General features: G+C 63.3%; 22 protein-coding genes. 16 read left to right on the forward strand and 6 right to left on the reverse strand.

The window, feature by feature from the left end:
* From minE to PC358_RS14535, 5 genes are all read left to right on the forward strand, one after another.
* Entirely contained in the window at positions 1 to 255 is a 255-nt protein-coding gene (gene minE / locus PC358_RS14520) for a cell division topological specificity factor MinE (RefSeq protein WP_003252572.1), read from the forward strand.
* Between the two features lie 151 nt (positions 256 to 406).
* The gene (locus tag PC358_RS14525; protein ID WP_033700735.1) at positions 407 to 1,042 is read left to right on the forward strand and encodes an RluA family pseudouridine synthase; all 636 of its coding nucleotides are present in this window, start codon (positions 407 to 409) and stop codon (positions 1,040 to 1,042) included.
* 88 nt (positions 1,043 to 1,130) lie between these two features.
* Positions 1,131 to 2,420 carry a M18 family aminopeptidase gene (locus tag PC358_RS14530; protein WP_033700736.1) on the forward strand — a complete coding sequence of 430 codons (1,290 nt, stop codon included), beginning with the start codon at positions 1,131 to 1,133 and terminating at the stop codon, positions 2,418 to 2,420.
* Between the two features lie 144 nt (positions 2,421 to 2,564).
* The gene (locus tag PC358_RS27925) at positions 2,565 to 2,732 is read left to right on the forward strand and encodes a hypothetical protein (protein WP_167334464.1); all 168 of its coding nucleotides are present in this window, start codon (positions 2,565 to 2,567) and stop codon (positions 2,730 to 2,732) included.
* A gap of 44 nt (positions 2,733 to 2,776) precedes the next feature.
* Positions 2,777 to 4,930, forward strand: coding sequence for a mechanosensitive ion channel family protein (locus PC358_RS14535; RefSeq protein WP_033700737.1), 2,154 nt, complete (start codon positions 2,777 to 2,779; stop codon positions 4,928 to 4,930).
* Between the two features lie 9 nt (positions 4,931 to 4,939).
* Here PC358_RS14535 and PC358_RS14540 read toward each other — a convergent pair whose 3' ends face one another.
* Positions 4,940 to 5,653 carry a UTRA domain-containing protein gene (locus tag PC358_RS14540; RefSeq protein ID WP_033700738.1) on the reverse strand — a complete coding sequence of 238 codons (714 nt, stop codon included), beginning with the start codon at positions 5,651 to 5,653 and terminating at the stop codon, positions 4,940 to 4,942.
* A 328-nt stretch (positions 5,654 to 5,981) separates the two neighbouring features.
* On the opposite strand from PC358_RS14540, the gene PC358_RS14545 reads away from it, so the two are divergent.
* The 6 genes from PC358_RS14545 to PC358_RS14570 all read left to right on the forward strand — a co-directional run bounded on the left by PC358_RS14545 (position 5,982) and on the right by PC358_RS14570 (position 11,271).
* The gene (locus tag PC358_RS14545; RefSeq protein WP_033700740.1) at positions 5,982 to 7,046 is read left to right on the forward strand and encodes an ABC transporter substrate-binding protein; all 1,065 of its coding nucleotides are present in this window, start codon (positions 5,982 to 5,984) and stop codon (positions 7,044 to 7,046) included.
* A gap of 144 nt (positions 7,047 to 7,190) precedes the next feature.
* Positions 7,191 to 7,997, forward strand: coding sequence for an alkaline phosphatase family protein (locus PC358_RS14550; protein WP_033700741.1), 807 nt, complete (start codon positions 7,191 to 7,193; stop codon positions 7,995 to 7,997).
* A complete protein-coding gene (locus tag PC358_RS14555) occupies positions 7,994 to 8,833 on the forward strand; it encodes an ABC transporter permease (RefSeq protein WP_033700742.1) in 840 nt (279 codons plus the stop codon). The genes PC358_RS14550 and PC358_RS14555 overlap by 4 nt, the downstream gene beginning before the upstream one ends.
* Positions 8,823 to 9,614: an ABC transporter permease gene (locus PC358_RS14560; RefSeq protein ID WP_033700743.1), complete on the forward strand. Its 792-nt coding sequence runs from the start codon at positions 8,823 to 8,825 to the stop codon at positions 9,612 to 9,614. Before PC358_RS14555 ends, PC358_RS14560 begins: the two co-directional genes overlap by 11 nt.
* A 1-nt stretch (position 9,615) precedes the next feature.
* Positions 9,616 to 10,605 (forward strand): ABC transporter ATP-binding protein, encoded by a 990-nt coding sequence (locus PC358_RS14565; protein ID WP_033700744.1) that lies wholly within the window; start codon positions 9,616 to 9,618, stop codon positions 10,603 to 10,605.
* Between the two features lie 12 nt (positions 10,606 to 10,617).
* Positions 10,618 to 11,271, forward strand: coding sequence for an HAD family hydrolase (locus PC358_RS14570; RefSeq protein ID WP_033700745.1), 654 nt, complete (start codon positions 10,618 to 10,620; stop codon positions 11,269 to 11,271).
* A 35-nt stretch (positions 11,272 to 11,306) separates the two neighbouring features.
* Here PC358_RS14570 and PC358_RS14575 read toward each other — a convergent pair whose 3' ends face one another.
* Positions 11,307 to 12,269: an NAD(P)H-quinone oxidoreductase gene (locus tag PC358_RS14575; RefSeq protein WP_033700747.1), complete on the reverse strand. Its 963-nt coding sequence runs from the start codon at positions 12,267 to 12,269 to the stop codon at positions 11,307 to 11,309.
* 139 nt (positions 12,270 to 12,408) lie between these two features.
* Here PC358_RS14575 and PC358_RS14580 point away from each other — a divergent pair, with 139 nt between their 5' ends.
* Positions 12,409 to 14,490, forward strand: coding sequence for a carboxy terminal-processing peptidase (locus tag PC358_RS14580; RefSeq protein ID WP_162181152.1), 2,082 nt, complete (start codon positions 12,409 to 12,411; stop codon positions 14,488 to 14,490).
* A 69-nt stretch (positions 14,491 to 14,559) separates the two neighbouring features.
* Here the strand turns inward: PC358_RS14580 and PC358_RS14585 are convergent, their stop codons facing one another.
* The 4 genes from PC358_RS14585 to PC358_RS14600 form a co-directional block, all read right to left on the reverse strand.
* Complete coding sequence (locus PC358_RS14585) at positions 14,560 to 14,928, reverse strand: hypothetical protein (protein ID WP_033700749.1); 369 nt, start codon at positions 14,926 to 14,928, stop codon at positions 14,560 to 14,562.
* On the reverse strand, positions 14,925 to 15,263 hold the full coding sequence (locus PC358_RS14590) for a helix-turn-helix domain-containing protein (RefSeq protein WP_033700751.1): 339 nt from the start codon (positions 15,261 to 15,263) through the stop codon (positions 14,925 to 14,927). The genes PC358_RS14585 and PC358_RS14590 overlap by 4 nt, the downstream gene beginning before the upstream one ends.
* A gap of 100 nt (positions 15,264 to 15,363) precedes the next feature.
* Positions 15,364 to 15,804, reverse strand: coding sequence for a YkvA family protein (locus tag PC358_RS14595; RefSeq protein WP_033700753.1), 441 nt, complete (start codon positions 15,802 to 15,804; stop codon positions 15,364 to 15,366).
* Between the two features lie 280 nt (positions 15,805 to 16,084).
* Positions 16,085 to 16,861: a BamJ family beta-barrel-assembly machinery protein gene (locus PC358_RS14600; protein WP_033700754.1), complete on the reverse strand. Its 777-nt coding sequence runs from the start codon at positions 16,859 to 16,861 to the stop codon at positions 16,085 to 16,087.
* Positions 16,862 to 17,130: 269 nt separating this feature from the next.
* Here PC358_RS14600 and PC358_RS14605 point away from each other — a divergent pair, with 269 nt between their 5' ends.
* From PC358_RS14605 to PC358_RS14620, 4 genes are all read left to right on the forward strand, one after another.
* On the forward strand, positions 17,131 to 17,868 hold the full coding sequence (locus tag PC358_RS14605) for an AraC family transcriptional regulator (RefSeq protein ID WP_033700755.1): 738 nt from the start codon (positions 17,131 to 17,133) through the stop codon (positions 17,866 to 17,868).
* Positions 17,869 to 18,057: 189 nt separating this feature from the next.
* Positions 18,058 to 19,131, forward strand: coding sequence for an SDR family oxidoreductase (locus PC358_RS14610; RefSeq protein WP_033700757.1), 1,074 nt, complete (start codon positions 18,058 to 18,060; stop codon positions 19,129 to 19,131).
* A gap of 3 nt (positions 19,132 to 19,134) precedes the next feature.
* Positions 19,135 to 20,391: an aspartate aminotransferase family protein gene (locus PC358_RS14615; protein WP_033700758.1), complete on the forward strand. Its 1,257-nt coding sequence runs from the start codon at positions 19,135 to 19,137 to the stop codon at positions 20,389 to 20,391.
* Positions 20,392 to 20,400: 9 nt separating this feature from the next.
* Positions 20,401 to 20,844: a type II toxin-antitoxin system RatA family toxin gene (locus PC358_RS14620; protein WP_033700759.1), complete on the forward strand. Its 444-nt coding sequence runs from the start codon at positions 20,401 to 20,403 to the stop codon at positions 20,842 to 20,844.
* Positions 20,845 to 20,846 lie beyond the last annotated feature (2 nt).

Here is a 20,846-nt window from a genome sequence, read left to right on the forward strand (position 1 = left end):
ATGAACCTTTTTGACTTCTTTCGTGGCAGACAGAAACAGACCAGCGCGTCGGTGGCGAAAGAGCGTCTACAGATCATCGTGGCGCATGAGCGCGGCCAACGCAGCGAACCGGACTACCTGCCGGCCCTGCAGAAAGAACTGCTCGAAGTGATCCGCAAGTATGTGAACATCGGCAACGATGATGTGCACATCGAGCTGGAGAACCAGGGCAGCTGCTCGATTCTGGAGCTGAACATTACCCTGCCGGATCGCTGATCTGGCTGAAAGCTGGGGCTGCTTTGCAACCCATTCGCGGCACAAGGCCGCTTCTACAAGGGCTCCCGTTCCCCTGTAGGAGCGGCCTTGTGCCGCGAATGGGCCGCAAAGCGGCCCCGCTTTTTTCCCCTGATTCAACCGAGACCACGCAATGCCGCTGTCAAACGTCCAGATCCTCCACGAAGACGCCGCCATCCTGGTGGTCAACAAGCCAACCCTGCTGCTGTCGGTACCCGGCCGTGCCGATGACAACAAGGACTGCCTGATCACCCGCCTGCAACAAAACGGCTACCCCGATGCGCTGATCGTGCACCGTCTGGACTGGGAAACCTCGGGCATCATCCTGCTGGCCCGCGATGCCGACAGCCACCGCGAGCTGTCGCGCCAGTTCCACGACCGTGAGACCGAGAAGGCCTATACCGCCCTGTGCTGGGGCCAGCCGGCGCTGGACAGCGGCAGCATCGACCTGCCCCTGCGCTACGACCCGCCGACCAAGCCTCGGCATGTAGTGGACCACGAGCAGGGCAAGCATGCCCTGACCTTCTGGCGCATCCTGGAACGCTGCGGCGATTACTGCCGGGTCGAGCTGACCCCGATTACCGGGCGTTCGCACCAGTTGCGCGTGCACATGCTGTCGATCGGCCACCCGCTGCTGGGCGACCGCTTGTACGCCAACCCTGAGGCCCTGGCAGCGCATGAGCGCTTGTGCCTGCATGCCGCGATGTTGAGCTTTACCCACCCGGTTTCCGGGGAACGGTTGAAGTTCGAGTGCCCGGCACCCTTCTGATGACCTTCGCGGGCTTGCCCGCGACTGGCCCGACACAATTTGTGATCTATCTGCGTTAAACTCGCGCCACTGCTGTCTGGAGTGAGTTATGCGCGAAGCACTGAACACTGGCCTGATCGATTTCCTCAAGGCCTCCCCCACGCCCTTCCACGCCACTGCCAGCCTGGCCCTGCGCCTCGAGGCAGCCGGCTACCAGCGCCTGGACGAGCGCGACAGCTGGGCCACGGTGCCTGGCGGTCGGTATTACGTCACCCGCAACGACTCCTCGATCATCGCCATCAAACTGGGCAAGCAAGCGCCCCTGCTGAGCGGTATCCGCATGGTCGGCGCCCACACCGACAGCCCGTGCCTGCGGGTCAAGCCGCAACCCGAACTGCAGCGCCAAGGCTTCCTGCAGCTGGGCGTAGAGGTGTACGGCGGTGCGCTGTTGGCGCCCTGGTTCGACCGCGACCTGTCCCTGGCAGGGCGGGTCACGTTCCGCCGTGACGGCAAGGTCGAGAGCCAGCTCATCGACTTCAAGCTGCCCATCGCGGTCATCCCCAACCTGGCGATCCACCTCAACCGCACCGCCAACGAAGGCTGGCAGATCAACCCGCAGAACGAACTGCCACCGATCCTGGCCCAGGTCGCCGGCGATGAGCGCATCGACTTCCGCGCCCTGCTCACCGAGCAGTTGGCCCGCGAGCACGAGCTCAATGCCGACGTGGTGCTGGACTACGAGCTGAGTTTCTACGACACCCAGGATGCCGCGTTGATCGGCATCAACCGTGACTTCATCGCCGGTGCCCGCCTGGACAACCTGCTGTCATGCTATGCCGGCCTGCAGGCACTGCTGGCCGCCGACAGCGACGAGACCTGCGTGCTGGTGTGCAACGACCACGAAGAAGTCGGCTCGTGCTCGGCCTGCGGCGCCGACGGCCCGATGCTGGAGCAGACCCTGCAACGCCTGCTGCCCGAAGGCGACACCTACGTGCGCACCATTCAGCGCTCGCTGATGGTCTCGGCCGACAACGCCCACGGCGTGCACCCCAACTACGCGGACCGGCATGACGGCAACCACGGGCCCAAGCTCAACGCAGGGCCGGTGATCAAGGTCAACAACAACCAGCGCTACGCCACCAACAGCGAAACCGCCGGGTTCTTCCGCCACCTGTGCATGGCCGAGGAAGTGCCGGTGCAGAGCTTCGTGGTGCGCAGCGACATGGGCTGCGGCTCGACCATCGGTCCGATCACCGCCAGCCACCTGGGCGTGCGCACGGTCGATATCGGCTTGCCGACCTTTGCCATGCACTCGATCCGCGAGTTGTGCGGCAGCCACGACCTGGCGCACCTGGTGAAGGTGCTGACCGCGTTCTATCGCAGCCGCGAGCTGCCCTGAGTGTAAGGGTGTAACTGACGGCTTCTTCACAGCACACCCCTGCGAAGAAGCCGAAACAGGTCTTGCTACTGCCTCGGATCAACCCGCTTCGCCTGCTAACCGCTATGCTTGTTACATGGCCCCACTGCAAAAGGATTGCTGTCCATGTCCCCCTTCCTGTCCCTGTTCGTGCCGGTGTTCCTGTTCCTGCTGCTGCTGACCATCGGCTTCAGCCTGCGCGAGCGCAACATCGGTGTGCTGATGATGTGGATCGGCACGCTGGGCATCTTCGGCCTCACCTGCTGGAAGATCCTGGAGAAACTGCCCACATAAACCTCTACACTCGGTCAATCGTTTGACCTGAGGTAGATTTCCCGGTGCCTGCCCTCCTGCGTTACCTGTCCCTGCTGCTGTTTCTGCTCATCTCCCCGGTTCAGGCCGCTGGCCTGCCGAGCCTGCTCGGCGCCGGTACGCCTGCCCAGCCTGCGGCCACCGAGCCGCTGGGCAAGTCGCTGGACGAGGTGATCAAGAACCTGGAAAACGACCAGCAGCGTGCCAAGCTGCTGGCCGACCTGAAAAAACTGCGCGACGCTACGCAGCAATCGCAACCCACCGTCGAACAAGGCGTATTAGGCCTGATCGGCGGTGCGCTGCATGATTTCGAACGGCAGTTCAGCGGCGACGCCAGCCCCTTCCACCGCTGGTCGATGGAAATCGACCAGGCCCAGACTGAACTGACCGAACTGATGGTGCCGGTGCACCAATGGCCGGCGATCCTGTTCGGTTTTGCCGCGATCATCGCCGTCTGGAGCCTGCTGGCGTATGCCTTCAACTGGGTCGGCCACCGGGTACGGCTACGCTTCGGCCTCACCGAAGAATTGCCCCAGCACCCCCGGACCTGGGACCTGGTGCGCTTTGCCCTGCGCAAACTCGGGCCTTGGCTGGTGGCCCTGGTGTTCACCGTGTACTTGAGCTTTGCCCTGCCCTCCTCGCTGGGCAAGTCCATGGCCATGGTGCTGGCGTACGCGCTGGTGGTGGGCACCTGCTTCTCGGCCATCTGCGTGATCGCCTTCTCGCTGCTCGACGGCCCCCATCGCCACCGCGCCCTGCACATCCTGCGGCACCAGGCTTTCCGCCCGCTGTGGCTGATCGGCAGCTTTGCCGCCTTCGGCGAAGCCATGAGCGACCCACGCATGACCGTCGCCCTCGGCACCCACCTGGCACACGCCCTGGCAACCCTGGCCAATGTCATCGCAGCGATCTGCACCGGGCTGTTCATTCTGCGGTTCCGCCGCCCGATCGCCCACCTGATCCGCAACCAACCGTTGGACCGGCGCCTGACCCGGCGCACCCTGAGCGACACCATTGAGATTCTGGGCAGCTTCTGGTTCGTACCGGCGATGATCCTGGTGGCCATTTCGCTGTTCGCCACCTTCATCTCGGCCGGCGACACCAGCACCGCCCTGCGCCAGTCGCTGATGTGCACGGTACTGGTGGTGGTGTGCATGGTGCTCAACGGCCTGGTGCGCCGCCACGCCGCCAACCCCAAGCGCGCCAACAAGCGCCAGGCGGTGTACACCGAGCGCCTGCGCAACTTCGCCTACGCCCTGGTGCACCTGTTCATCTGGCTGCTGTTCATCGAACTGGGGCTGCGCGTGTGGGGCCTGTCGATGATCAGCTTCGCCGAGGGCGACGGCCATGAAGTGAGCCTGCGCCTGCTGGGCCTGGCCGGCACATTGATTGCCGCCTGGCTGGTGTGGATCTTGGCCGACACGGCCGTGCACCATGCGCTGGTACGCTCGCGCCGCGGCCTGGCCAACGCCCGCGCGCAAACCATGATGCCGCTGATCCGCAACGTGATGTTCGTGGCCATCTTCATCATCGCGGTGATCGTCGCCCTGGCCAACATGGGCATGAACGTCACCCCGCTGCTGGCCGGTGCCGGTGTGATCGGCCTGGCCATCGGTTTTGGCGCGCAGTCACTGGTGGCCGACCTGATCACCGGGTTGTTCATCATCATCGAGGATTCGCTGGCCATCGACGACTACGTAGATGTCGGCGGGCACCTGGGCACGGTCGAGGGGTTGACCATTCGCACCGTGCGCCTGCGCGACATCGACGGCATCGTGCACACCATCCCGTTCAGCGAGATCAAGAGCATCAAGAACTACTCGCGGGAGTTCGGCTACGCGATATTCCGCGTGGCGATTCCGCACAGCATGAACATCGACCAGGCGATCACACTGATCCGCGAGGTCGGGCAGAAGCTGCGTAACGACCCGTTGATGCGCCGCAATATCTGGTCGCCGCTGGAGCTGCAGGGGGTAGAGAGCTTCGAGTCGGGCTCGGCGATCTTGCGGGCACGCTTCAAGACCGCGCCGATCAAGCAGTGGGAAGTGTCACGGGCGTTCAACCTGGCGTTGAAGCGCCAGCTGGATGAGGCCGGGCTGGACCTGGCAACGCCGCGGTTGTCGGTGCAGGTGGTGACGGCGGGCGGTGGCGGCATGAGCGAAGCCGGTTCGTCCAGCTAGCGTCCCCCCTCAACCGGCCTGGGCACGAATGCGGATTGCATCATGCCGCCAATACTCGAGGTCACAGTCGATCAGATGCCCATGCTGGTCGCTGTTGACCCGGGTGATATGCAACCCAGGGCTGCCAACCGACACCTTCAGCGCCGCTGCCGCGTCCACCGGTAACGCCGTGGGCAAGATCTCGAAACACACCTGCCCGTAACCAATGCCATAGACGCGACCGTAGATCTCGGTCAGTGACTGGGCCAGGTCCTGCTCGAGAATCCCGGGGAAGTACGCGGGGTTGAGGTAATGCTCGGCATACAGCACCGCCCGCCCATCGATACGCCGCAACCGGCAGATACGCACCACACTGGACAACGCCGGCATATGCAGCCGTGCGCAGACAATGGCCGAGGCAGGCTGCAGCCGCGCCGACAGCAACTCGGTACTCGGTACCCGCCCCTGATCACGCACCATGGCATGAAAGTGGCTACGCTCGATCAGGTCATAGGTCAGCCGCTGGGGCGCGACGAACCAGCCGCGGCGCTCTTCCCGATAGATCAGCCCCTGGGCTTCCAGCTGCGCCAAGGCCTCGCGCAGGGTGATGCGGGTGGTGTCGAACACCTCGCTGAGCTTGCGTTCGGCCGGCAGCTTGCCCCCCGGCGCCAGCAGGCCGTGTTTGATCTGCTCTTGCAGGGCGTGGCAGATGGCTGTTACCGCACGCGGTGGCGTTGGCTGCATCAAAGGTTACCTATCTGGACTAGTCCAGCCCCATGACAGGGCATCTGGAGCGTAGTGCAAGCCTAGGCAGGGCTGATGAACATCCCGTGACAAAGGCGCCACAAGGGCTTTGCCAGATTCGGGCCAAGCTAGGCAAATCAGGGCTTGGGATCTGGTCTACGCTGTATTTTCAGGCAACCGGAGCCACCGCTTCAGGCCTCTCCCTACATCAAACTGTCACGCAAGCGACCTACCTTGGCTCAAGGTTTGCTGACCTAGACCAAAGGTCGTCGGCAATAGCTTCATTCATGACAACAATCGCAAACGGCACCCACCCAAGGAGCTTCGGATGAAAAAGTTCTTCATGGCGTCACTGCTCGGTTCGGCCATCGCCTTGTGTACCACGGCCATGGCCGCCGGCACCGACCTCAAGGCCCTGGAAGACGCCGCCCGCAAGGAAGGCACCGTCAACAGCGTGGGCATGCCCGATGCCTGGGCCAACTGGAAAGGCACCTGGGAAGACCTCGCCAGCAAGTATGGCCTCAAGCACAGCGACACCGACATGAGCTCGGCCCAGGAGCTCGCCAAGTTCGCTGCCGAGAAGGACAACGCCAGCGCCGACATCGGCGACGTTGGCGCCGCCTTCGGGCCGATTGCGGTGACCCAGGGCGTGAGCCAGCCGTACAAGCCGAGCACCTGGGACCAGGTGCCGGAGTGGGCCAAGGACAAGGACGGGCACTGGGCGCTGGCCTATACCGGCACCATCGCGTTCATCATCAACAAAGACCTGGTGAAGGAAGAGGAGCGCCCGAAAACCTGGCATGACCTGGAAAAAGGCAAGTACAAGGTCGCCATCGGCGACGTCGGCACCGCTGCCCAGGCCGCCAACGGCGTACTGGCCGCTGCCATCGCCTACAAGGGTGACGAAGCCAATATCGCGCCGGGCCTGCAGCTGTTCACCAAACTGGCCCAGCAGAAGCGCCTGTCACTGGCCAACCCGACCATCCAAACCCTGGAGAAGGGCGAAGTGGAGGTCGGCGTGGTGTGGGACTTCAATGGCCTGAGCTACCGTGATCAGATCGATCCCAAACGCTTCGAGGTGCTGATCCCCTCGGACGGCTCGGTCACGTCGGGCTATACCACCATCATCAACAAGTACGCCAAGCACCCGAACGCGGCCAAGCTTGCGCGTGAGTACATCTTCAGTGATGCAGGGCAGACCAACCTGGCCATCGGCCACGCCCGGCCGATCCGCGCCGAGCACCTGAAGTTGCCGGCTGATGTGCAGGCCAAGCTGCTGCCCAACGACCAGTACGGGGCTGCGCAGCCGATCAAGGATGCCGCAGTCTGGGAAGCGACCTCGAAGAAGCTGCCGCAGATGTGGAACGAGCAAGTGATCATCGAGATGGAGTAAGGGGGTAGCTGTCTAGCGCCTCTACCGACCCTTTCGCGGGGCAAGCCCGCTCCCACAGAGTCACCACAACCTTGAGCACTGTGGTGCACCTGGGAGCGGGCTTGCCCCGCGAAGCAGGCAACGCGGTTATTGACTGGAGCCACCATGCAACACAACGTCATCCTGGTCCTGCTCGACGGCCTCAACCACCAGGTCGCCCACCATGCCATGGGCCACCTGCATGCCTACGTCGAGGCCGATCGCGCCGCCCTGTACCGCGTCGAATGCGAGCTGCCATCACTGTCGCGCCCGCTGTACGAGTGCATTCTCACCGGCGTATCGCCGATCGACAGCGGTATCGTGCACAACAACGTCAACCGCTTGTCCAACCAGCGCAGCGTGTTCCACTACGCCCGCGAAGCGGGGCTGGGCACGGCGGCGGCGGCCTATCACTGGATGAGCGAGCTATACAACCGCTCGCCCTTCGACGCCCAGCGCGACCGCCACACCCATGCGCCCAAGCTGCCGATCCAGCATGGGCTGTTCTACTGGGACGACCGTTACCCCGATTCGCACTTGCTGGCCGACGCCGAATACCTGCGCCGCCGTCACGCACCGAATTTTCTGCTGGTGCACCCGATGAGCATCGACGATGTCGGCCACCGCCATGGCCTGGACAGCAGCCAGTACCGCAACGCGGCGCGCAGTGCCGATATCCTTTTGGCCGACTACCTGCCGCGCTGGCTCGAAGAGGGCTACCAGGTGCTGGTCACCGCCGACCACGGCATGAACAACGACCGCTCGCACAACGGCCTGCTGGCCGAGGAACGCGAGGTCCCGCTGTTCGTCTTTGGCGACGGGTTCAGCCTCGACCCTGCAGCCAAACCGCTGCAAACCGAGTTGTGTGGGACCCTCTGCGAACTGCTCGGCGTGGCCCACGACAAATCGGTGTGCCGGGAGCTGCTCAAGTGAATGCCAGCCATCGCGGCCGTTACCTTGCCCTGCTCTGCCTGCTGCCGTTCGCCGTGTTCTTCGTCATCTTCCAGATTGCCCCGCTGGCCTGGGTGGCAATCAACAGCGTGCAGTCGGAAGCGGGCTGGGGTGTAGAGAACTTCAGCAAGGTGTTCGCCTCGAAGTTCTACCTGCAGGCCCTGCAACGCAGCCTTGAGATCAGCTTCTGGTCGAGCCTGTTCGGCATCGTCATCGCCACTCTCGGCGCCTACTCGCTACGCCAGGTGGATTCACGCCTGCGCGACTTCGTCAGTGCCTTCGCCAACATGACCAGCAACTTCAGCGGCGTGCCGCTGGCGTTTGCATTCATCATTCTGCTCGGTTTCAACGGCGCCCTGACCTTGCTGCTCAAGCAGATCGGCCTGCTGGAAGACTTCAGCATCTACTCCAAGACCGGGCTTATCCTGGTCTACACCTACTTCCAGATCCCCTTGGGCGTGCTGTTGCTGTACCCCGCTTTCGACGCTTTGCGTGAAGACTGGCGTGAATCGGCCGCGCTGCTTGGCGCCAACCACTGGCAATACTGGCGGCATATCGGCCTACCCGTGCTGACCCCGGCGCTGCTCGGCACCTTCGTCATCCTGCTGGCCAATGCCTTGGGTGCCTACGCTACCGTCTATGCGCTGACCACCGGCAACTTCAACGTGCTGACGATCCGCATCGCCGGCCTGGTGGCCGGTGACATCAGCCTCGACCCCAACCTGGCCAGCGCCCTGGCCATGGTGCTTGTGGCGCTGATGACGCTGGTCACGGTGGTTCATCAATGGCTGCTGAAAAGGAGCTACCATGCGCGCTGATGGCCATTCCAACCTCTACCACCGCATGGTGGTGTACCTGCTGTTCATGATCATGCTGCTGCCACTGGCCGGCACCCTGCTTTACTCCCTGGCCACCAGTTGGTCGGCCAGCCTGCTGCCCAGCGGGCTGACCCTGAAGTGGTACGTGGCGTTGTGGAGCGAGCCGCGCTTCCTGGCCGCCTTTGGCCAGTCGCTGCTGGTGTGCGTGGGGGCGCTGCTGCTGTCGGTGGTTTTGATCCTGCCGCTGTTGTTCGTGGTGCACTACCATTTCCCCAAACTCGACGCGCTGATGAACGTCCTCATCCTGCTGCCCTTCGCGGTGCCGCCGGTGGTGTCATCGGTGGGCCTGCTGCAGTTGTACGGCAGCGGGCCGATGGCCATGGTCGGCACGCCGTGGATCCTGATCGGTTGCTACTTCACCATCGCCCTGCCATTCATGTACCGGGCGATCACCAACAACCTGCAGGCGATCAACCTGCGCGACCTGATGGACGCCGCCCAACTGCTCGGGGCCAGCACCTGGCAGGCGGCGTTCCTGGTGGTGCTGCCGAACCTGCGCAAAGGCCTGATGGTTGCCCTGTTGCTGTCGTTCTCGTTTCTGTTCGGCGAGTTCGTCTTCGCCAACCTGCTGGTCGGCACCCGCTATGAGACCTTGCAGGTGTACCTGAACAACATGCGCAACAGCAGCGGCCACTTCAACAGCGCGCTGGTGATCTCGTACTTCGCCTTCGTGCTGGTACTCACCTGGGTCGCCAACCGCCTGAACAAGGACAAGACCTGACATGAGCTTCGTCAGCGTACAGCAACTGCACAAACGCTATGCCGGCACCCCGGTGTTCGAGAATATCGACTGCCAGATCGAACGCGGCGAATTCGTCACCCTGCTCGGCCCCTCCGGGTGCGGCAAATCCACCCTGCTGCGCTGCATCGCCGGGCTGACCCCGGTGGACAGCGGGCGCATACTGCTCGATGGCCAGGACATCGTGCCCCTGAGCCCGCAAAAGCGCGGCATCGGCATGGTCTTCCAGAGCTACGCGCTGTTCCCCAACATGACCGTGGAGCAGAACGTCGCCTTTGGCCTGCGCATGCAAAAGGTCAAGGCTGACGAAAGCCTTGCCCGGGTGCGTGAGGTGCTGGATCTGGTGGAGCTGGGCAGCTTCGCCGGGCGCTACCCGCACCAGTTGTCCGGTGGCCAGTGCCAGCGCGTGGCGCTGGCCCGTTCGCTGGTGACCCGCCCGCGCCTGCTGCTGCTCGACGAGCCGCTGTCAGCGCTGGATGCGCGCATCCGCAAGCACCTACGCGAACAAATCCGCGCCATCCAGCGTGAACTGGGGCTGACCACCATTTTCGTCACCCATGACCAGGAAGAAGCGCTGACCATGTCTGACCGCATCTTCCTGATGAACCAGGGCCGCATCGTTCAGAGCGGCGATGCCGAAACCCTCTATACCGCGCCCGTGGACCTGTTCGCCGCGGGTTTTATCGGCAACTACAACCTGCTCGACCCAGACAGCGCCAGCCGCCTGCTGCAACGCCCGGTGGCCAACCGCCTGGCCATCCGCCCGGAATCCATCACGTTGGGCCTGAATGGCGAGCTGGACGGTGAAGTGCGCAGCCATAGCCTGCTGGGCAACGTCATCCGTTACCGCGTGCGGGTGCGCGACGTGGAACTGGTGGTCGACGTGCTCAACCGCTCGTCCGCCGACCTGCATGCGGACGGCCAGCGGGTATCCTTGTCGATCGACCCCACGGCGCTACGTGAAGTGGCCTAGGAGACAGCAACAATGGCACTGGCAATTTTCGATCTGGATGAAACCTTGATCCACGGTGACTGCGCCTCGCTGTGGAGCGAGCAGATGGCCCGCTTGGGCTGGGTCGACGGCAAGGCATTCCTGCGTCGCGACCATGAGCTGATGGAGGCCTATGGCAAGGGCCACCTGCAGATGGAGGACTACATGGCCTTCAGCCTGGAGCCCATTGCCGGGCGCACCCTGGAAGAGGTTGAACACCTGGTGCAGCCGTGGGTGGAAGACGTCATCGAACCGATCATTTTCGGCGACGCCTGCCGCTGCATTGCCGAGCATCGCAGGCGTGGCGACCGTGTCCTGATCATCTCCGCCTCGGGCACGCACCTGGTTGGGCCGATTGCGGCGCGGCTGGGGGTGGACGAGTACCTGGCGATCGAGCTGGAGGCGGTGAACGGGGTGTACACCGGCAAGACCCACGGCGTGCTGACCTACCGTGAGGGCAAGATCACCCGCTTGCTGGAATGGCTGGATCAGGAACAGGAGAACCTGGAGGGGGCGAGTTTCTATTCTGATTCGCGCAACGATTTGCCGCTGTTGTTGAAGGTGGACCACCCGCATGTGGTGAACCCGGATGCGGTGTTGCGCGAACATGCCCAGATCAATGGGTGGCCCATCTTGAGCTGGGCTTGAGGATCATGGGGGCTGCTTGGCAGCCCCCAGCAATCTCAAACCAAACTGGGATCGATCACCATCACCAGCTTGCCCGACACCTGGTTGCTCTCAAGTTCGGCATAGGCCGCCTGGGCAAATTCCACCGGGTAGGTGTCCACCAACTGCGGCGACAAACGCCCTTCGGCGAACAACGGCCACACCTGCTGCAGCAACTCGCGCAGCAACTCGGCCTTGAAGCCATCATCACGGTTACGCAGCGTCGACCCGGTGATCTCCAGGCGCTTGCCCAGCACCAGCGCCAGGTCGAGGTCGAACGTGCGCCCGCCCATCAGGCCGATGATCACCCAGCGCCCGTCACGCGCCAGCAACTTTAGGTTGAGCGGCCCGTAACTGGCGCCGACCGGGTCGAGAATCACGTCGAATGGCCCCAGACCTTCCAGCGCTTCGAGGTTCTCGTTACGCACCACACCGCCGGCAGCGCCCAGGGCCTGGCAATAGGCCAAGCGGTCCTGCGAGCCAACGCTGACATACACCGGGTTGCCAAACGCCTTGCACAGCTGGATAGCCGCCGAGCCAACGCCACTGGCACCGGCGTGCACCAGCACCTTCTCGCCCGCCTTGACGGCGCCCAACTGGAAGATGTTCAACCATGCCGTGGCGTACACCTCGGGCAGCGCCGCCGCTTCCTGCAGGCTCAGGCCTTCGGGCACCGGCAGCACATGGCGGGCATCCACCACCACTTCCTCGGCCATCGCGCCGCTGGCCAGCAGCGCACACACCCGGTCACCTATGCGCCAGTCGGCGCCCGGGCCCACTTCCTCGATCACCCCGGCGCACTCCAGGCCCATGTACGGGCTGGCGCCAGGCGGTGGCGGGTACAGGCCCTTCATCTGCAACAGGTCGGCGCGGTTAAGCCCCGCAGCCGCCACGCGAATGCGTACTTGGCCGGCGTCAAGGGCCGGGCGTTCGGCCTCGACCCACTCCACATGTCCGTCAACGCCTTGCAATGCCTTCACAGTGCCTCCATAGTTGAATCATGACTGGGCCTGGGGACGCTTACCCCAGGCTTTTTGCAGTATTTGCCCGGCTCCATGGAACCGGCAACGGAAAAGACGGCCTACTATGCGTGATCAATTGCCTCCACGTCGAATCAGCATGAAGCATTTCCTACCCAGCACCGCCCTGGCCCTGATGATCGGCCTGGGCAGCCTCACGCTCGGCGGCAATGCGGCGGCCGCCAACAAGTGGGACAGCCTGCAGCCGGACCGCGACGAAATCGTCGCCAGCCTCAACGTGGTTGAGCTGCTCAAGCGCCATCACTACAGCAAGCCACCGCTCGATGACGCCCGCTCGGTGATCATCTACGACAGCTACATCAAGCTGCTGGACCCGGCGCGCAGCTACTTCACCGCAGCCGACATCGCCGAATTCGACAAGTGGAAGACGCAGTTCGACGACTTCCTCAAAAGCGGCAACCTCGACCCTGGCTTCACCATCTACAAACGCTACCTCGACCGCGTCAAGCAGCGCCTGGACTTTGCCCTGGCCGAGCTGAACAAGGGCGTCGACAAGATTGACTTCACCGCCAAGGAAACCTTGCTGATCGACCGCAAGGACGCCCCGTGGATGAAGAACCAGGTCGAGCTTGACGACCTGTGGCGCAAACGCGTGAAAGACGAAGTACTGCGCCAGAAGATCGCCGGCAAAGAGCCCAAGCAGATCCAGGAAACCCTGACCAAGCGCTACAAGAACCAGCTTGCGCGCCTGGACCAGACCCGTGCCGAAGACATCTTCCAGGCTTACATCAACACCTTCGCCCAGTCCTACGACCCGCACACCAATTACCTGTCGCCAGACAACGCGGAAAACTTCGACATCAACATGAGCCTGTCGCTCGAAGGCATCGGCGCGGTGCTGCAAAGCGACAACGACCAGGTCAAGATCGTGCGCCTGGTGCCAGCAGGCCCTGCGGCCAAGACCAAGCAGGTAGCCCCGGCCGACAAGATCATCGGCGTGGCCCAGGGCAACAAGGAAATGGTCGACGTGGTCGGCTGGCGCCTGGACGAAGTGGTCAAGCTGATCCGCGGCCCGAAGGGCTCGGTGGTACGCCTGGAGGTTATCCCGGCAAGCAATGCCCCGAGCGACCAGACCAGCAAGATCGTTTCGATCACCCGCGAGGCGGTCAAGCTTGAAGAGCAGGCGGCGAAAAAGTCGGTGCTCAAGCTCAAGCAGGATGGCCGTGACTACAAGCTGGGCATTATCGAGATCCCGGCCTTCTACCTTGACTTCAAGGCCTACCGTGCCGGGGATCCGGAGTACAAGAGCACCACGCGCGACGTGAAGAAACTGCTCACCGAACTGCAGAAAGAGAAAGTCGACGGCGTGGTCATCGACCTGCGCAACAACGGCGGCGGCTCCCTGCAGGAAGCCACCGAGCTGACCAGCCTGTTCATCGACAAGGGCCCGACGGTGCTGGTTCGCAACAGCGACGGCCGCGTCGACGTGCTCGAGGACGAAAACCCGGGCGCCTTCTACAAAGGCCCGCTGGCACTGCTGGTCAACCGCCTCTCGGCTTCGGCCTCGGAGATCTTCGCCGGCGCCATGCAGGACTACCACCGCGCACTGATCATCGGTGGCCAGACCTTCGGCAAAGGCACCGTGCAGACCATTCAGCCACTCAACCATGGTGAACTGAAACTGACCCTGGCCAAGTTCTACCGGGTTTCCGGGCAGAGCACCCAGCACCAGGGCGTACTGCCGGACATCGACTACCCGTCGATCATCGACACCAAGGAAATCGGCGAGAGCGCCCTGCCCGAGGCCATGCCGTGGGACACCATCCGCCCGGTGGTCAAGCCTGCGGCCGACCCGTTCAAGCCGTACCTGGCCCAGCTCAAGGCGCAGCATGAAGCGCGCAGCGTCAAGGATGCCGAGTTCACCTACATCCGCGACCGCTTGGCCCTGGCTCAGAAGCTGATGAGCGAGAAAACCGTCAGCCTCAACGAACAGGACCGCCGTGCCCGCCACGATGAGATCGAGGGCAAGCAACTGGCCCTGGAGAACATCCGCCGCAAGGCCAAGGGCGAAGAGCCGCTCAAGGAGCTGAAGAAGGAAGACGAGGACGCGCTGCCGGCCGAGGATGAAACCACCAAGCCGGAAGACGACGCCTACCTGTCCGAGACGGGGCGCATCCTGCTCGACTACCTGAGCGCCAGCTCGCAGGTGGCCAAGCACTGATGTGCTGCGCTGTTTAACAAAAGGGCCGGGTGTGAAAACACCCGGCCCTTTTTGTAGGAGCGGTGGCTGTCAGGCGGTTTCCGGATAGGGGTACTCAAATACCCTGACGACTTCCGAGGCATGCCACGACGCCGCCTCCATGCCATCAACCGGCCCGGCAAAGCGGCCCAGCCGCTCGACGCATTCGAAAAACCCGGTACGCGGCAGGCGGCTGGCGCCCTGGCTGATAACCAGCGAACTGCGCAACGGCTGCTCGGCGCGCGCATCGATCACGGCCAGGTACTCCAACGCGGCAGTCAGCGTCTGCATGGCCGGGCTGGGCAGTTGCAAGCGCTCGATGAGCGCGCGATACGTCAGCAAATGACGTTGACGACGGGCCAGGTCAAGCTCGTCCAGCAGGTTCTGCCAGTGCTGGCGGCTGATCCTGACCTGGCTCATGATGGCTCACTCCAACCCGCCACGCCCAGGTGCCAGGCCAGGGCGCGGCGGATGGCGGCGTCCGGCTGTCGCTCGCCTGATTCGATCATGGCCAGATAGGCCGGGCTGACACCGACGTTGCGCGCCAGTAGCTCAGGGGCAATGCCCTTTGCCTCACGTATCTGCGCCACCTCGCTGAAAGCCGGCAAGGGCGCACTGGCGGCACTGACCGGCGTTTCACTGGCGCTTGCCTCGGCAGGCGCCTGCCCTGCTGCCTTCAACAGTGCCTGGTACTGCTCCCAGGGAACGACTGCGTACTCGGGCTGACCGTCCCGGCTAATAACCTGAATACCCATTACAACCCCCTTACGTGGGATTACGGCATGTAATCCATAGGCATAATCCTTATGCCAATTATATTACCAAGTACGGGAGTGTGTGCAGCTCAGGCTGATTTCACTGCGTATTACGTTCCAGGCGCAAGGCTTCGGGGGAGTTCGGCAAGCGCTCGACCACCCGCAACCGCTCTGGCGCCTGGCTGTCGCGCCAGGCTTTGAAACGCCCCAGCTCATCCGCGACGGTTTTCAGCACCCAGCCCAGCACGGCAATATCGTCGAGGAACCCGACCCCCAGCAACCAGTCGGGGATGGCATCGATAGGGCTGACGAAGTACAGCAGGCCGGCAACGATGGTCACCAATGCCTTGGGGCTGATGGCGCGGTACTCGCCCCGCCACCAGGCCAGGCACAGTGACTGCAGCAGCTTTACATCCTCGCGCAGCTGACCGATCCGTGGGCCTTTGCGGGCCACAGCGAACAACAGGGCCGGTAACCGGCCGCGGCTGAGCAGGCGCTCGGCCAGCGGCAGGAAACGGGCGAAATTCCAGGGTGCGCTCATGGAGCCTCCGAGAGGGAGGTTATCCACATTTATTGTGGATAACCTTGTGAACAGGGCGAAGTTTCTGACGTCAGGTGCCCACTAGGCAAGGGTCCCGGTCAGATCGGGCGTTTTTTACACAGTCGTTTCAGTTGCGCAAACGATTTGCGTCAGAAGCATCCTACTTCATCACGCTGCTATTGCTCGGACAGTATCAGCCGACAGAGGTTCTTCCAAGCGCCTACCGCCGAAACGAAAACGCCCCGTCAAGACGGGGCGTTTTCTGCAAAAGCAGCCAGTATTACTTGGCCGGTTCTTCTGCTGGGGCTTCGGCAGGCGCTTGCGCCGGTGCTTCGGCTTCCGGCTCTGCACCTTGCAGTTGTGCCGGGTCCTTGATGGCGATCAGCTCAAGGTCGAATACCAGTACCGAGTTGGCTGGGATCAGCGGGCTCGGGCTCTGGGCGCCGTAAGCCAGTTCGGCCGGGATGAACAGCTTGTACTTCTCGCCGACGTGCATCAGTTGCAGGCCTTCGACCCAACCTGGAATGACGCCGCTGACCGGCAGGTCGATCGGGCTGCCGCGTTCGACGGAGCTGTCGAACACCTTGCCATCGGTCAACTTGCCTTCGTAATGAACGGTGACCACGTCAGTCGGCTTGGGCTGCGGGCCGTCGGCCTTCTTGATCACTTCATACTGCAGGCCCGAAGTGGTGGTGACCACGCCTGGCTTCTTGGCGTTGTCTTCGAGGAACTTCTTGCCGGCGGAAGCGGCTTCTTCGCTGGCCTTGGCCAGACGCTCTTCGGCGCGCTTCTGCAGCGAGGTGAAGGCCTCGACCAGCTCTTCGTCCTTGATGCGCTGCTCTTTCTTGCTGACCGCGTCTTCGATGCCCAGCGCGACCGCTTTGGAGTCAAGGTCTTCCATGCCTTCCTGAGCCAGGCTTTTGCCCATATTCAGGCCGATACCGTAGGAGGCTTTCTGTGCCGGAGTCTTCAGCTCGGGGCTGCTGGCCTGTTGGTCGCAGCCAGCCAATACGAGGCCTACCAGGGCAACCGCAGCCGCCAAACGATGCTGTTTCATGCTATTTCCTTGTTCATGCGCCATAAGGGCAATCAGGGTAAAGCCGCGAGCTTAGCAGGCGGCCGTGACCAATGGCTACCGGCATAGGAGCGGGTAAACACTGATTAGTTCAACAGCCTTGCATGCATCAGAAAAGCCTTAATTAGTGCAAAAGATCATTCGTTACGCTTTGTATCGACCAAGATATACCATAACGCTATCATCTGCCGCTTTCAGGATGCTGGCCCGGGCGCGGCCAGGCTGTCTAGAACGGGCTTCAGGGATGCACAATGAGATGGGACGGAGCAGTAACTTTCGGTGATTACTGGCTGGGCTACACCGGCAAGACCGACCAAACCGCAGCCCACGCCCACGTCGCCATCCAGCTGTGCATCGGCCTGCGCTACGACATCACCGTGGAGTTCGGTAACCATACCCTCAGTGCACCGGGGGTACTGATCGGGCCCTCCGTCGACCATCGCTCGTTGCCCAACGCCGACCGCGTTGCCTTCCTTTACTTCTACCCGGACGCGCCGCTTGGCCGCGCATTGAAAGCCCTGCTCGACGAGAGCGGCAAGGCAGCGGTCAGCCCTGACATCGTCGATTGCGTGCGCCAGGCGGCCAACTTCGATGAGGTAGTCGCAGCCCTGGAACTCAAGCTGGTGCCCCCTGACAGCTTCGACCCACGCCTGTCCAATGCCCTGCACCTGCTGCGCCAGGACTGGGCGGGCATCGGCGCGGTGTCGCGCGCGGCCAGCGCGGTAGGCCTGTCCAGCCCACGCCTGCGCTTTTTCGCCACGCACCAGATGGGCGTGCCACTGTCGCAATGGATCATCTGGCGCAAGCTCGAACGTGCCTGCCATGCCCTCGCCCACGACGCCAGCCTCAGCGATGCCGCCATCGCCGGCGGCTTCGCCGACCAAGCCCACCTCACCCGCATGATGCGGCGCATGGTCGGCATGTCGCCCAGCCGCGTCGCCGTGGTACTGCGCAATACAAGCGATTCGTTCAAGAATCAGCAGTTCTAAATCGCCATCATCCCCTCCAGCCCGCGCCGATCGGGGTCTCCACCCAGGCGCAGGGCCGCTTGCCGGCCGTTGCCACTGAAACACAGGCACACAGGTCGGCTTTTTTAATCGCTCCGGTTCCTTGGCCCCCTTGCGGCTGCCAGGCAGACGGGCCACTTCATCAACCTAGCGAGCAAGGAGTGCTAGTCCATGTCTGGACAAACGCGGCTGACCGTTTTCCTTACCGGCGGAGCCGGTGTACTGGGCGATACCCTGATCGACCAACTGGCCGAGCGCTATCACCTGGTCTGCCTGACCCGGCGCAGCAGCATTCGCCACCCTGGGGTCGAAACCCTGCGCGGTGACATCTGCCAACCGCACATGGGCCTGTCCCACGCGGACTACCTGGCGCTGACCAAACGGGTCGACTGGGTCATCCACTGCGCGGCTATTACCCGCCTGGATGGCCATGCCGAAGCGGTGTTCTCGGTCAATTACCAAGGCACCGAGCAGGTGCTGCAGTTTGTCCGCGATGCCGACGTACCGCTGTACCACATCAGCACTGCCTTCACCCACCCCTGTGACTACCACCCAGGGGTGATGCCCTCGACCCCGTACGAAGTGGTCAAGCGCCAAGCCGAGACCCTGGTGCGTGAGGCCGGCGTACCGGTTTCGATCTTTCGCCCGTCGATCATCATCGGCGACAGCCACAGCGGCCACATGCCCATGCTGCAGGGCTTTCACCTGACCATGGGGCTGATGATGTCGGGCTACCTGCCGATCATCCCCTGCCCTGAGGGCGGCCGTGTCGATGTCATCGCCCGCGACGTGGCAGCTGCCGGCATCGCCAGTGCGCTGGATCAGCGCCTGATCGGTGACGACTACTTCCTCACCAACGGCCCACAGGCGCTGGATATCCGCACCCTGCTCGACCTCATGTGCGAACAAATGCAAGACCAGAGCACACCCTTCCAGCGCCCGCGCTGCATGAACCCGGACATCTACGAACGCCTGGTACGCCCGGTGTTCCTGCCGGCCCTCGAAGAGAACATCCGCGCAGCCCTCGGCCGGGCGACCCAACTGTGCCGCTACGCCAGCCTGCTGCAGCCGCTGCCCAGCTCCCTGGAGCAACTGTTGCCGGCCCAGCGCCTGGCCCAGCGCTCACCGCGCCAGGAGTTGGCGCTTACCTTGGCATGCCTGGCGCCCAAGCTTTCGGCCATGCAACGCATGCTGAAGATTCCGGCAGCGGGCGAGCGCCGTGGCGAACTGGCCATGGAGGCCTGAACGATGAACAGCTTCACCCCCCTGCCCGAAGGGCTTGATGCCGAGCGCGTGCGCGCGCAGTACCGTGACCATGTCAATGCGGGTTATGCCCGCCTGGCCTCGATGATGAACCTGCCCATCGAGGTGGGTGCCGAAGGCGTCTATCTGTACGACATGGACGGCAATCGCTACCTGGATGCCGGTGGCTATGGCGTGTTCCTGCTCGGGCATTCGCACCCGCAGGTCGTCGAGCAGGTCAGCCGCCAGCTGCACAGCCACCCGATGGCCAGCAAGCTGATGCTCAACCCGTTCCAGGCCCAGGCCGCTGCGGCCCTGGCTGCGGTATGCCCAGACCCGCTGCAGTATGTGTACTTCTGCAACTCCGGCACCGAAGCCACCGAGGCGGCGCTCAAGCTGGCCTGGCTCAATGGCTGCCAGCACGTGATCTCTACCCAGGGTGGTTACCACGGCAAGACCCTTGGCGCACTGGCGGTCACCGGCAGGGCTCTGTATCGCACACCGTTCGCCGACCGCCTGGGCGACAGCCATTTCGTGCCCTTTGGCGATGCCGAGGCGCTACGCCTGCAATTGCAGGCACAACCCGAACGCACCTGCGTGATCCTTGAGCCGGTACAGGCCGAAGCCGGGGTGATCGTGCCTGCGGCCGGCTACCTGCAGCAGGTGCGCAAACTGTGCGACCAGTACGGCGCAATCCTGATTGCCGATGAAATCCAGTCTGGCCTGGGCCGCACCGGTCGCTGGTGGGCCTGCGACCACGAGGCAGTGGTGCCCGACATCCTGCTGGTCGGCAAGAGCCTGTCCGGTGGCTGCGTGCCGGTCAGCGCCATGGTCTGCAACGCCGACATGCAGGCGCCGCTCAATCGCAACCCGTTGATGCACACCTCCACCTTCGGCGCCAACCCGCTGGCCATGGCCGCAGTGATGGCGACCCTCGACGTGATGCAGCGCGAACAGCTGGTGGAGCGCGCCGCAGCCCTGGGCCAACGCCTGCAGCTGGGCCTGCAGAGCGTGCTGCGGCAACACCCGCGCGGCGCACAGGTGCAGTTGCGTTGCGCCGGCCTGCTGCTCGGCCTCGAGTTCGTCGACGCCGGGCTGGCGGCAAACATGGTCATGCACCTGATCGACCAACGCATCGTGGTCAACCATTCGCTCAACGATCACCGGGTAATCCGCCTGACACCGCCAGCCCTGTACAGCGACAGCGACGTTGAATGGCTGCTTGGCGGTTTCGCCCGCGCCCTTGCCCGCACCTTCGAATAGGACACCGAAATGAAAGAAGTCAGCCTGACCGCCCATGTTCCCAGCCAGAGTGCCGAACAGGTCTACGCCGCCATCAGCAACTTCAGCCTCTACCCCCAGCTGTGCGAATCGGTGCGCAACATCGAGATCGAATCGATCCATGAGCACGAGGTGCTGAGCAACTGGGAGGTGAACTTCCACAGCGGCATTCTCAAGTGGCAGGAACGCGATGTCTTCGACCCCGACAACCTGCATATCCACTTCCGCCAGACCGCAGGCGACATCGACCACTTCTCCGGCTCCTGGCAAGTCAGCGAAACCGCCGAGGGCGCCAGAATTGCCTTCCGCTCGTGCTTCGACCTGGGCCTGCCGATGCTTGCCGACATGCTCGACCCGGTAGCGCGGCAAGCCATCCACGACAACATCAGCGCCATCATCAGTGGCCTGTTCCCGAACAGCCAGATCAAGGATTGATG

It is taken from the genome of Pseudomonas capeferrum (assembly GCF_000731675.1).
Taxonomy (GTDB): Bacteria; Pseudomonadota; Gammaproteobacteria; order Pseudomonadales; family Pseudomonadaceae; genus Aquipseudomonas; species Aquipseudomonas capeferrum.

Coding starts and splice junctions, on each gene's coding strand:
- PC358_RS14530 (WP_033700736.1), top strand. CDS start 1,131: ATGCGCGAAGCACTGAACACTGGCCTGATCGATTTCCTCAAGGCCTCC.
- PC358_RS14545 (WP_033700740.1), top strand. CDS start 5,982: ATGAAAAAGTTCTTCATGGCGTCACTGCTCGGTTCGGCCATCGCCTTG.
- PC358_RS14560 (WP_033700743.1), top strand. CDS start 8,823: ATGCGCGCTGATGGCCATTCCAACCTCTACCACCGCATGGTGGTGTAC.
- PC358_RS14595 (WP_033700753.1), bottom strand. CDS start 15,804: ATGAGCGCACCCTGGAATTTCGCCCGTTTCCTGCCGCTGGCCGAGCGC.
- PC358_RS14615 (WP_033700758.1), top strand. CDS start 19,135: ATGAACAGCTTCACCCCCCTGCCCGAAGGGCTTGATGCCGAGCGCGTG.
- PC358_RS14525 (WP_033700735.1), top strand. CDS start 407: ATGCCGCTGTCAAACGTCCAGATCCTCCACGAAGACGCCGCCATCCTG.
- PC358_RS14570 (WP_033700745.1), top strand. CDS start 10,618: ATGGCACTGGCAATTTTCGATCTGGATGAAACCTTGATCCACGGTGAC.
- PC358_RS14580 (WP_162181152.1), top strand. CDS start 12,409: ATGAAGCATTTCCTACCCAGCACCGCCCTGGCCCTGATGATCGGCCTG.
- PC358_RS14620 (WP_033700759.1), top strand. CDS start 20,401: ATGAAAGAAGTCAGCCTGACCGCCCATGTTCCCAGCCAGAGTGCCGAA.
- PC358_RS14540 (WP_033700738.1), bottom strand. CDS start 5,653: ATGCAGCCAACGCCACCGCGTGCGGTAACAGCCATCTGCCACGCCCTG.
- PC358_RS27925 (WP_167334464.1), top strand. CDS start 2,565: ATGTCCCCCTTCCTGTCCCTGTTCGTGCCGGTGTTCCTGTTCCTGCTG.
- minE (WP_003252572.1), top strand. CDS start 1: ATGAACCTTTTTGACTTCTTTCGTGGCAGACAGAAACAGACCAGCGCG.
- PC358_RS14605 (WP_033700755.1), top strand. CDS start 17,131: ATGAGATGGGACGGAGCAGTAACTTTCGGTGATTACTGGCTGGGCTAC.
- PC358_RS14550 (WP_033700741.1), top strand. CDS start 7,191: ATGCAACACAACGTCATCCTGGTCCTGCTCGACGGCCTCAACCACCAG.
- PC358_RS14600 (WP_033700754.1), bottom strand. CDS start 16,861: ATGAAACAGCATCGTTTGGCGGCTGCGGTTGCCCTGGTAGGCCTCGTA.
- PC358_RS14585 (WP_033700749.1), bottom strand. CDS start 14,928: ATGAGCCAGGTCAGGATCAGCCGCCAGCACTGGCAGAACCTGCTGGAC.
- PC358_RS14565 (WP_033700744.1), top strand. CDS start 9,616: ATGAGCTTCGTCAGCGTACAGCAACTGCACAAACGCTATGCCGGCACC.
- PC358_RS14590 (WP_033700751.1), bottom strand. CDS start 15,263: ATGGGTATTCAGGTTATTAGCCGGGACGGTCAGCCCGAGTACGCAGTC.
- PC358_RS14610 (WP_033700757.1), top strand. CDS start 18,058: ATGTCTGGACAAACGCGGCTGACCGTTTTCCTTACCGGCGGAGCCGGT.